General features: G+C 71.3%; 9 protein-coding genes. 4 read left to right on the top strand and 5 right to left on the bottom strand.

Annotated elements, in window-relative coordinates:
* Position 1: 1 nt before the first annotated feature.
* The 3 genes from AOK23_RS16025 to AOK23_RS16035 are packed head-to-tail and all read right to left on the bottom strand — an operon-like array spanning position 2 to position 3140.
* Positions 2-1135: an Mrp/NBP35 family ATP-binding protein gene (locus AOK23_RS16025; protein WP_055713389.1), complete on the bottom strand. Its 1134-nt coding sequence runs from the start codon at positions 1133-1135 to the stop codon at positions 2-4.
* A gap of 42 nt (positions 1136-1177) precedes the next feature.
* Positions 1178-1861: a DUF1003 domain-containing protein gene (locus AOK23_RS16030; protein WP_079049508.1), complete on the bottom strand. Its 684-nt coding sequence runs from the start codon at positions 1859-1861 to the stop codon at positions 1178-1180.
* Entirely contained in the window at positions 1851-3140 is a 1290-nt protein-coding gene (locus AOK23_RS16035) for a magnesium transporter MgtE N-terminal domain-containing protein (RefSeq protein ID WP_055713391.1), read from the bottom strand. The genes AOK23_RS16030 and AOK23_RS16035 overlap by 11 nt, the downstream gene beginning before the upstream one ends.
* Positions 3141-3375: 235 nt before the next feature.
* Here AOK23_RS16035 and AOK23_RS16040 point away from each other — a divergent pair, with 235 nt between their 5' ends.
* Complete coding sequence (locus tag AOK23_RS16040; RefSeq protein WP_055713392.1) at positions 3376-4128, top strand: hypothetical protein; 753 nt, start codon at positions 3376-3378, stop codon at positions 4126-4128.
* Positions 4129-4249: 121 nt separating this feature from the next.
* Here AOK23_RS16040 and AOK23_RS16045 read toward each other — a convergent pair whose 3' ends face one another.
* Entirely contained in the window at positions 4250-4789 is a 540-nt protein-coding gene (locus AOK23_RS16045) for a hypothetical protein (RefSeq protein WP_055713393.1), read from the bottom strand.
* Positions 4790-4830: 41 nt separating this feature from the next.
* Positions 4831-5955: a magnesium and cobalt transport protein CorA gene (locus tag AOK23_RS16050; RefSeq protein ID WP_055713394.1), complete on the bottom strand. Its 1125-nt coding sequence runs from the start codon at positions 5953-5955 to the stop codon at positions 4831-4833.
* 573 nt (positions 5956-6528) lie between these two features.
* On the opposite strand from AOK23_RS16050, the gene AOK23_RS16055 reads away from it, so the two are divergent.
* The 3 genes from AOK23_RS16055 (at position 6529) to AOK23_RS16065 (ending at position 9086) form a co-directional block, all read left to right on the top strand.
* Positions 6529-7113 (top strand): suppressor of fused domain protein, encoded by a 585-nt coding sequence (locus AOK23_RS16055; RefSeq protein ID WP_055713395.1) that lies wholly within the window; start codon positions 6529-6531, stop codon positions 7111-7113.
* 264 nt (positions 7114-7377) lie between these two features.
* A complete protein-coding gene (locus AOK23_RS16060) occupies positions 7378-8019 on the top strand; it encodes a DUF6758 family protein (RefSeq protein ID WP_055713396.1) in 642 nt (213 codons plus the stop codon).
* Between the two features lie 191 nt (positions 8020-8210).
* Positions 8211-9086: a PHP domain-containing protein gene (locus tag AOK23_RS16065; RefSeq protein ID WP_055713397.1), complete on the top strand. Its 876-nt coding sequence runs from the start codon at positions 8211-8213 to the stop codon at positions 9084-9086.
* Positions 9087-9464: the final 378 nt, after the last annotated feature.

Below are 9464 nucleotides of genomic sequence, written 5' to 3' on the forward strand. Positions count from 1 at the left end.
CCTAGAACTTGTTCCTCGGGGTGATGCCCAGGCTCATGCCCGACAGGCCCCGCTGACGGCCGCCCAGCTTGCCGGCGATGGCCCGCAGGGCCGCGCCCGCCGGGGAGTCGGGGTCGGAGAGCACGACCGGCTTGCCCTCGTCGCCGCCCTCACGGAGACGGACGTCGATCGGGATGCTGCCGAGGACGGGCACCGTGGCGCCGGTGGTGCGGGTGAGACCGTCGGCGACGACCTGGCCGCCGCCGGTGCCGAAGACGTCCACCATCTCGTCGCAGTGCGGGCAGGGCAGGCCCGACATGTTCTCGACCACGCCGACGATCTTCTGGTGGGTCTGGACCGCGATGGAGCCCGCGCGCTCGGCGACCTCGGCCGCCGCCTGCTGCGGGGTCGTGACGACGAGGATCTCCGCGTTCGGGACCAGCTGCGCCACCGAGATCGCGATGTCGCCGGTGCCCGGCGGGAGGTCCAGGAGCAGGACGTCCAGGTCGCCCCAGTAGACGTCCGCGAGGAACTGCTGGAGGGCGCGGTGGAGCATCGGGCCGCGCCAGACGACGGGCGCGTTACCCGGGGTGAACATGCCGATCGAGATGACCTTCACACCGTTCGCGGACGGCGGCATGATCATGTTCTCGACCTGGGTCGGACGGCCGTCGGCGCCCAGCATGCGCGGCACCGAGTGGCCATAGATGTCGGCGTCGACCACGCCGACCTTCAGACCGTCCGCGGCCATCGCGGCCGCCAGGTTCACCGTCACCGAGGACTTGCCGACGCCGCCCTTGCCGGACGCGACCGCGTACACGCGGGTGAGCGAGCCCGGCTTCGCGAAGGGCACCTCGCGCTCGGTCTGGCCGCCGCGCAGGGCGGACGCCAGCTCACGGCGCTGCTCGTCGCTCATCACGTCCAGCTCGACGTCGACACGGGTGACGCCCTCGACCCGGGCGACCGCCTCCGTCACGCGCTGCGTGATGGTGTCGCGCATGGGACAGCCGGAGACCGTCAGGTACACGGCGACCGCGACCGCTCCGTCCGCACCGATCTCCACCGACTTGACCATCCCGAGTTCGGTGATGGGGCGGTTGATCTCGGGGTCGTTCACCGTCGACAGTGCCTCGCGCACCGCGTCTTCCGTAGCCATAGGACGATGGTACGGCGACGCGCGGGGGCCCTGGGAGCCCCGTCAGCGGTCGTCCATGTCACGCCCGCCGGGGCGCTCCGGCGGGAATACGGTCCTCGTGCCGCGATGCCCGTCGCCGTCGCGCTCGTGCAGCTCCTTGACCAGGTCCTGGAGCTCGGAGCGCAGCCAGTCGCGGGTGGCGACCTCACCGAGACCGATCCGCAGGGCCGCGATCTCCCTGGTCAGATACTCGGTGTCGGCGATCGACCGCTCGTTCTGCTTGCGGTCCTGTTCGAGGTTGACCCGGTCCCGGTCGTCCTGCCGGTTCTGCGCGAGGAGGATCAGCGGGGCCGCGTAGGAGGCCTGGAGGGACAGCATCAGCGTCAGGAAGATGAAGGGGTAGTTGTCGAAGCGCAGGTCCCGCGGGGCGGAGACGTTCCACACCACCCACAGGATGATCACGACGGTCATCCAGACGATGAACCGTCCGGTGCCCAGGAACCGCGCGATCCGCTCCGAGAGCCGTCCGAAGGCCTCCGGGTCCCATTCGGGCAGGAACCTCGCCCGGCGCGGCAGGGGCAGGTCGAGACGGGTCCGCGGGCGCGCGGTGGCCCCGGCGGGCACGCGCTCCCGCGGAGGCGCCCCGGAGGGCGGCGTGCGCTCGCGCGTCCCCGCCCCGGCGTGTGCCCGCTCGCGCCCTCCGTCCCGCCCGTCACGCCCCTGGCGCTCGGAACGCTCAGGAACCATGGGCGGCCCCCTCCACATCGTCGTCGTCCAGATGGAACTCCGTCTCCCGCCAGTCCTCCGGCAGCATGTGGTCCAGCACGTCGTCCACGGTCACCGCGCCCAGCAGCGAGCCGCTCTCGTCGACCACGGGCGCCGCCACCATGTCGTACGTCGCGAAGAACCCGGCCACCTCGGGGAGCGCGGCGTCCGGGTCGAGCGGCTGGAGGTCGTCGTCGAGGATCGAGCTGACCAGGGTGTACGGCGGGTCGCGCAGCAGCCGCTGGAAGTGGACCGTGCCGAGGTACTTCCCCGTCGGCGTCTCGTCGGGCGGCCGGCACACGTAGACCTGGGCGGCGAGGGCCGGGGACAGATCGGGGTTGCGGACCCGGGCCAGCGCGTCGGCGACGGTGGCGTCGGGGCGCAGCACGATCGGCTCGGTCGTCATCAGGCCGCCGGCGGTCTTCTCCTCGTACGCCAGGAGCCGCCGTACGTCCGCCGCCTCGTCCGGCTGCATCAGCGTCAGCAGCCGCTCCTGCTCGGCCTCCGGCAGCTCGGCCAGCAGGTCGGCCGCGTCGTCCGGGTCCATGGCCTCCAGGACGTCGGCGGCCCGCTCCTCCTTGAGCTTGCCGAGGATCTCGATCTGGTCGTCCTCGGGCAGCTCCTCCAGCACATCGGCGAGACGGTCGTCGTCGAGGGCGGCGGCGACCTCGGCCCGGCGCTTGGGGGAGAGGTGGTGCAGCACGTTGGCGAGATCGGCGGGGCGCAGCTGCTCGAAGGTCGCGAGGAGGTTCTCGGCGCCCTGTCCGTGCTCCTCCAGCGAGAACCCGGTGACGGCCGACCACTCCACGGTCAGCGTCTCGCCCTTGTGCCGCCGGAACGCGCCGCCCTTCCCCTTGCGGACGAACACCCGGTCGATCTCCCAGTCCCGGCGGGCCGGCAGCTGCTGCACGGAGATGTCGAGGACCGTGACCTCCTCACCCGTCTCCACGAGCCGTACGCGGCGGTCCAGCAGCTCCCCGATGACGAGCCGTTCGGTGGGCCGCTGCTCGAAGCGGCGCACGTTCAGCACGCCGGTGGTGATGACCTGGCCGGACTCGACTCCGGTGACCCGCGTCATCGGCAGGAAGATGCGGCGCCGCGTGTGCAGTTCGACGACCAGGCCGAGCAGCCGCGGTGGCTTCCGTCCGACCCGCAGGATGGCCACGAGATCGCGGACGCGGCCCACCTGGTCGCCGTTCGGGTCGAAGACCGAGATTCCGGAGAGGTGGGAGACGAAGATCCGGGGCGCCACCGCCGCCATGAGCCGCCCCTTTCCTGCGTGTTGGTGCGAGAGCTATGCGCTCTGCGGGTCGCGTGGGTCTTTCGCGATAATCAGGCGAGCCATACGGGATTTGTCGGACGAGGAGGGCTTCAGGCTAGCCCGTCCCGATCGGATATGCCCTGGTGAGCGGTGCGGACGGACTGCCTCCGTGGCACCCCGCGAGCCCCGGTACTCTGCGGTAGGCCTGGACTCCCCACGAAGAGGTGCATCGTCTGTGACTCCGACTCCCCGTACCCGAAGGGCCGCACTGGTGGGCGCCGTCTGCACCCTCGTGGCGAGCGGGCTGGGGCTCACCGGGTGCAGTGAGGATCCGAACGAGGGCACCAACGGGGTCGGCAGACTGACCCCCGAGAAGATCCAGACCAGGACGAAGGCGGCCGCCACGGCGGCGGACACCGTCCGGCTGTCCGGGTCCGTCGTCAGCAACGGCAAGACCTACAAGCTGGACATGCGCCTGAAGGAGGGCGGCGGCACGGGCTCGGTGACCTCGGGCGACACGACGTTCCGGCTGCTGAAGGTCGGCGAGCACCTCTTCCTGAAGGCCGACGCCGAGTTCTGGGACCACGAGGACGGCGGCGGCAAGAACGACGACGACTCCGACGAGGCCGCCGCGGACAAGCTGGACGGCATGTACGTCAAGGTTCCCACCGGCGATCCGGCCTACCAGCGGTTCAGCGGCTTCACCGACAAGGACGTCCTCCTCACCAGCCTGCTCACCCTGCACGGCACCCTCTCCACCGACGGCCACCACGAGCAGTCCGGCACCCGCACCATCCGCATCACCGGCGACAAGGGCTCGGGCGGCACCCTCGACGTCTCCCTCGAAGGCACCCCCTACCCCCTCCGCCTGGTCCGCGCCGGCGACGCGGGCACCATCCTCCTCACCGACTGGGGCAAGAACTTCCCCCTGGAGGAACCGGACAAGAAGTCGGTCGTCGACTACGGCAAACAACTCCCGACGTCCTAGCCGGGCCGGTGCGCTTCCGGCCTGCGCGCCCCGAAGGGGTGCGGGGAACTGCGCGACCAGCCCCGACGAACCCGCAGCCGCCGACGGACGCAGGCCCCCTGCCCGGTGGGCGAACCGCCGACTACTTCTTGCGCCTCTTGAACAACAACCGGGGCAACCCGGCCGGCACCGGCTGACGCGTCGTCGCCGGCGTCGGCAGCGGAGCCCGCGCCAGATCGCCGTCGGGCAACGGCGCGGTCGTCCCCGTCGGCTCCAGACGGAGCACCCGGCACTCCCGTGCCCACCGCTCCGGCATGGCCTCACCGTCGGGCGCGTTGAGCCGCTTCCCCTTGAGCTCGGCCACGGCCGCGTCCCACTCGGGCGACCGGGGGGCCAGCTCCACGACCGTGGCGTCCCAGGTCACGAGCCGCCCGCCCTTGTCCTTGCTGCGCACGGTCACCACGGCCGGGCCGCCGTCGACGAGCCCCGGCAGCGGTTGCTCCCCCGGCCCGTCGCCGACCAGGCACACCGCGCCCTCGTGCCAGACGTGCCACAGCGCCCGCGACGGCACTCCGGGCCCCTGGGCGTGCGCCGACGGTGCCCCGCCGCCGCTCACCCAGATGAGCCCGGACTTCTTGGTGGCTTCCTCGACGAGGGCCCGGTCGAGCAGCTGTTCCGTCATGCCGTCAGCCTAGGCCCTGGTCCCTGGGCGGTGCCGGGCGGCTACAGCCACCCGTTCCGCTTGAGCGTGCGGTGGATGCCCAGGCAGAGCGCCACCGTGATCCCGAGGACCATCGGGTAACCGAACTTCCACTGCAGCTCCGGCATGTACTTGAAGTTCATGCCGTACACCCCGCACACCATCGTCGGCACGGCGATGATCGCCGCCCAGGAGGTGATCTTGCGCATGTCCTCGTTCTGGGCGACGGAGGCCTGCGCCAGGTTCGCCTGGAGGATCGAGTTGAGGAGCTCGTCGAAGCCGACGACCTGCTCCTGCACCCGGGCGAGGTGGTCGGCCACGTCACGGAAGTACTTCTGGATGTCCGGGTCGACCAGCCGCATCGGACGCTCGCTCAGCAGCTGCATGGGCCGCACCAGCGGCAGCACCGCCCGCTTGAACTCCATGACCTCGCGCTTGAGTTGGTAGATGCGGCCGGCGTCGGTGCCCCGGGGCGTGCCCTTGCGTCCGGGGGAGAACACCTCCGTCTCCACCTCGTCGATGTCGTCCTGCACCGCGTCCGCGACCGCCACGTACCCGTCGACGACATGGTCGGCGATCGCGTGCAGCACGGCGGAGGGGCCCTTGGCGAGCAACTCCGGGTCGTCCTGCAGCCGGTGACGGAGCGCCCGCAACGAGCCCTGGCCGCCGTGCCGGACGGTGATGAAGAAGTCCCGCCCGGTGAAGCACATCACCTCGCCGGACTCCACCACCTCGCTGGTGGCGGTGAGTTCGTCGTGCTCGACGTAGTGGATGGTCTTGAAGACGGTGAAGAGGGTGTCGTCGTAGCGCTCCAGCTTCGGCCGCTGGTGCGCGTGCACCGCGTCCTCCACGGCCAGCGGGTGCAGCCCGAACTCGGCCGCGATATCGGCGAATTCGGCCTCGGAGGGCTCGTGCAGACCGATCCACACGAACCCGCCGTCCCGGCGCACCTGACGGATCGCCTCGTGCGGGGCGAGGGTGCGCTCGAACGTGACGCGCGCGCCGTCACGGTAGACGGCACAGTCGACGACGGCCGTGGTCGCCTCCGCCGGGCGGGTGGTGTCGTACGCGGCCCCGTCCTTGCGCAGCGACAGCCGGGACGGCCGGGAGGGGCGGACCGCGGCGCGCAGGTTGTTGATCATCGACATGGGCAGACTCCTTCGCAACGAAAGGCCGCCGACGACGGTTGGAACTACCCGGAATGGGGACGTTTTGACTTCCGATGTTTGGCACGTCCACAAAGCGGGGAGCACCGCACCGTCGCGGTGACAGCTTCGCTTGATTCAGATCGGCGACGTCGGATCGATGAGGGCTGATCGGCGACGGCTGATCGGTGATGGGATCAAGGCGGTAAAGAAGTGCTCTTCCGTTGCGCGACGACCGACGAGCGGCACGGCGCGAGTGAGGGTGGCAGCCAAGCAGAGAGTTGACGCGAGAGCTACGTGACTCAGCGGTCGGAAGAGCGGGTGGTACTGCACGGTCGACTTCGGTCCATCGCAGCCCCACCTCCTCCGGCCGGTCCCTCGTAAGGGACGTTCCATACCCCATCCGGGGTTCCCCGTAGGGGAAGTCAGTTCTCTTTCTGGCCGGGACAAGAGGGCTTGAGAGCGACGCTTCTGCGTGCTGCCCGCGTGCTGTTCCGACCGGCGCCCAAGACTAACAGTCGACTGAAGTGTCAAGGCGCCCGTTTGCCGGTTCCTGACGAGTTCTATGCTCGGTTCATGGTTGATGTTCTTCCGTTGGTGGAAGCCCGTTTGCGTACCGCGCTGGGCGAGCCGGACGCGCGCGCCGCGGTCACCTTCCTCGGTACGGACCGCATCGAGGTGCTCCGCTTCACCGACGGCGACGTCGTCCGCTACGCCACGCTCGGCATGTCCGCCCAGCCGATGGCCGACCCCACCGCGGTCCTCGCCGACCCCGTCAAGGGCCCCCGCGCCGAACTCGTCCTGTCCGTACGGCACGGGATCGCCGACACCGACAAGGTGCTCCGCCCGCTCGCCGTGCTCGCCGCGTCACCGCAGGTGGAGGGTGTGGTCGTGGCGCCCGGCGCATCCCTCGACGTGGGTGATCCGCTCTGGCCCGGCGCCCCCTTCACCTCCGTCCTCGTCGCCGAGTCCGGCGGCCTGGTCGAGGACCTCGAACTGGACGCCCCCGCCGACCCCGTACGGTTCCTCCCCCTCCTTCCGATGACCCCCAACGAGGCGGCCTGGAAGCGCGTCCATGGCGCCCAGGCCCTCCAAGAGCGCTGGCTCACCCAGGGGACGGACCTCCGCGACCCCGTCCGTACGTCGGTTCCCCTGGACTAGGCCGGTCGCCCCCAGGGCTCCCTCCGCGACTTCCCCGTGTGACCGACGGCACGCCACAGGTGACCGGCGGGCGCCCGGCAGGTGGCCGAAAATCGGCGCTTCCCTCTGTGGCGCGGGTAGTTGATTCCGATGGCGGGTTCTCCGGTCCCCCGGAGGGCCGGCCGCCGTCCGGCGTCCGGCGATCGTGCGCGGAATGTGACGCGCACACGCCGGACGGGTGATCGTCCTTGACGCGAGGAAGCACGGGGAGGACCGTTGGGCCCTATGAGGGGCGAACCCAGTTGCCCGAAGTGTGGTGGCCGGGTCAGGGCTCCCGGCCTCTTTGCCGACTCCTGGCAGTGCGCTGCACACGGGACGGTGCACCCGCTGCAGCCCGTGATCCCGCCCAGCGTCGAGGCCCTCAGTGTCGTGGTGCACCGCGCCCAGGTGCCGGTGTGGATGCCGTGGCCGCTGCCGGTGGGCTGGCTGTTCACCGGCGCCGCCTTCGCCGGCGACGACCGCAGCGGAGGGCGCGCCACCGCCGTGGCCTGCTCCGGTCCGGGGCCGCTCGGCGGCATGGGTGAGCTGGTGCTCATCGCCGAGGAGCTCGGCGTGGGCCTCGGCGCCCGGTACGCGGGCATCGACGGACCCGACCCCGGGCCGTACCTCAGCGTCGAGAAACCGCCCCAGGCGAAGGTGCTCGCCGCGGGACGCCCCACGCCCCTCTGGCATGTCTCCGGCACCCCCGACGACCGCGCGGTCTTCGCAGGCGAGGCACTCGGCCTCTGGCTGTGGGCGGTCGTCTGGCCCGAACAGACGGGCCTGCTCATGTACGACGAACTGGTCCTCACCGACCTGCGGGACGCGGGCGCCGAGGTGGAACTGCTGCCGTGCGGCGCGCTCTCCCCGCGCATCCTGGAGCCGTAGAACGGCCCTGCCGCAGCGCTTGCCTCACCGGCGGAGGCCTGTCCGCAACGGCCGGGGACCTGTCCGCAACGGCAGGGTGCCCCCTCCATGTGTAGGGGGCGCTACCCGGTTTCGGGTGTGACCGGAGTGCTTCAAAAGGGCGCTATTCTTGAGCGTCCGCTTCCGTTTCGTCTGTGCCTGGAGTCCGCGTCGTGCGCATCGATCTGCACTGCCACTCCACGGCGTCCGACGGTACGGACACCCCCGCCGAGCTGGTCCGCAAGGCCGGCGCCGCGGGCCTGGACGTGGTCGCGCTGACCGACCACGACACCACTCGCGGGTACGCCGAGGCGACCGCCGCGCTGCCGGAGGGGCTCACGCTCGTCACCGGCGCCGAGCTGTCGTGCCGCCTGGACGGCGTCAGCATGCACATGCTGGCCTACCTGTTCGACCCCGAGGAGCCCCGGCTGCTCGCCGAGCGCGAACTGGTCCGGGACGACCGGGTGCCGCGGGCCCGCGGCATGGTCGCCAAGCTCAACGAACTGGGTGTGCCGGTCACCTGGGAGCAGGTCGCGCGGATCGCCGGGGACGGCTCCGTGGGCCGGCCGCACGTGGCCACCGCCCTCGTCGAACTCGGCGTCGTGCCGACCGTGAACGACGCGTTCACTCCGCAGTGGCTCGCCGACGGCGGCCGCGCCTATGTCGAGAAGCACGAGACCGACCCGTTCGAGGCGATCCGGCTGATCAAGGGCGCCGGCGGAGTCGCGGTCTTCGCGCACCCCGCCGCCGTCAAACGGGGCCGCACCGTCCCCGAGTCCGCGATCGCCGACCTCGCCGCCGCCGGGCTCGACGGCATCGAGGTCGACCACATGGACCACGACCCGGCGACCCGGGCGCGACTGCGCGGCCTCGCCAAGGAACTGGGGCTGCTCGCCACCGGATCCTCGGACTACCACGGCAGCCGCAAGACCTGTGAGCTGGGCGAGTACACGACCGATCCCGAGGTCTACGGGGAGATCACGCGCCGGGCCACCGGAGCGTTCCCCGTCCCGGGCACCGGCGGGAAGCGGTCGGCTCCTCGGCCGTAGGGCATCCGGCGGTTCGGCGGGAGGCGTGGTGGTCGGCGGGTCGGTCGGGGGATTGCCTGGCAGGTCGGTCGGCGGCTCGGCGGACGGGTCGGTCCACGGCTTGGCGGGCGGGTCGGTCGGCGGATCACCTGGTGGGTCGATCCAGGGATCGCGGGCGGGCCGATCCAGGGGTGACCGGGCGGGCCGATCCAGGGCGACCTGGTGGGTCGGTAGTCCCGGTGCCCGGCCCGAGTCTCGCCCTCCGTCCTCTGTACTCCTCCGTCCTCGGCCCCCGTTCTCCGTGCTCGCTCCTCGACTCCGTCGCCCGTTCGTCGCCACCGGCGTAGCGCTCTCGCCCCGCCTCGCCCGCACCGCCCCGCTCGGTGGTACGGGCCGGCC

The sequence above is a fragment of the Streptomyces torulosus genome, from assembly GCF_001419765.1.
GTDB classification, from domain to species: Bacteria; Actinomycetota; Actinomycetes; order Streptomycetales; family Streptomycetaceae; genus Streptomyces; species Streptomyces torulosus.